Origin of the sequence: Nocardia sp. 852002-20019_SCH5090214, from assembly GCF_001665865.1 — a bacterium.
GTDB lineage: Bacteria > Actinomycetota > Actinomycetes > Mycobacteriales > Mycobacteriaceae > Nocardia > Nocardia nova.
The window spans coordinates 1-818 of sequence record NZ_LZMK01000349.1; the positions used below are offsets into that span (position 1 = coordinate 1).

Annotated in this window: 3 protein-coding genes; 1 reads left to right on the forward strand and 2 read right to left on the reverse strand. The window is 65.6% G+C overall.

Going from position 1 to position 818, the window contains the following annotated elements:
• Positions 1 to 147: BlaI/MecI/CopY family transcriptional regulator (locus A5780_RS27405; RefSeq protein WP_197521802.1), on the reverse strand; the 147-nt coding region annotated here is incomplete at its 3' end.
• A 167-nt stretch (positions 148 to 314) separates the two neighbouring features.
• Entirely contained in the window at positions 315 to 470 is a 156-nt protein-coding gene (locus tag A5780_RS40365; protein WP_156769688.1) for a hypothetical protein, read from the reverse strand.
• A gap of 163 nt (positions 471 to 633) precedes the next feature.
• Here A5780_RS40365 and A5780_RS27410 point away from each other — a divergent pair.
• Positions 634 to 818: BlaI/MecI/CopY family transcriptional regulator (locus A5780_RS27410; protein WP_197521887.1), on the forward strand; the 185-nt coding region annotated here is incomplete at its 3' end.

Below are 818 nucleotides of genomic sequence, written 5' to 3' on the forward strand. Positions count from 1 at the left end.
GTTGTCCATCGTCGACATCACGGTGGTGTAGGCGATCTCGCGATCGCGGGCGAGGTCTTCGAACACCTCGCGGACGGTGATGGTGTTCTGCGCCGACCACACCCGGTCCATGATGACCGTTTCCAGCTCACCGAAACGATGTGCCATCGGTTGTCTCCTCGTCGTCGTGGGCATCCGGTGCGCGTGATCGCCGCGGCTAGCGCCCTGGGTACCGAACCCCTCGTCTGCTGCTCGCATACTATCCACGTACGTAGAACGCAGGTGGTCCGGGGCTTGCGGGTCCGCGTCGTCCGCAAGCTGCCCGGCAGGCCCGGTCATTCCGGTCGCCCCGCGTTCGCCGGGGCGCCGACGCCTTTGAGTTTGGCGATCTCGGACCGCAGCGCGGCGATTTCGTGGGCGTCGCCTGCCGACCCGGAGTCGGGCGCGTGTTTGCCGCCGCCGCGCATCATGAGCAGCATCATCAAACCCATCCCGACCGGGCAGCTTGCGGACGACGCGGACCCGCAAGCCCCGGACCACCTGCGTTCTACGTACGTGGATAGTATGCGAGCAGCAGACGAGGGGTTCGGTACCCAGGGCGCTAGCCGCGGCGATCACGCGCACCGGATGCCCACGACGACGAGGAGACAACCGATGGCACATCGTTTCGGTGAGCTGGAAACGGTCATCATGGACCGGGTGTGGGGCCGCACGGATTCGGTCACGGTCCGGGAGATATACGACGAAATGTCGGGGGAGCGTGAGATCGCCTACACCACGGTGTTGTCGACGATGGACAACCTCCACCGCAAAGGCTGGCTCGAACGCGACGCGCTCGT

Coding starts and splice junctions, on each gene's coding strand:
- A5780_RS40365 (WP_156769688.1), bottom strand. CDS start 470: ATGGGTTTGATGATGCTGCTCATGATGCGCGGCGGCGGCAAACACGCG.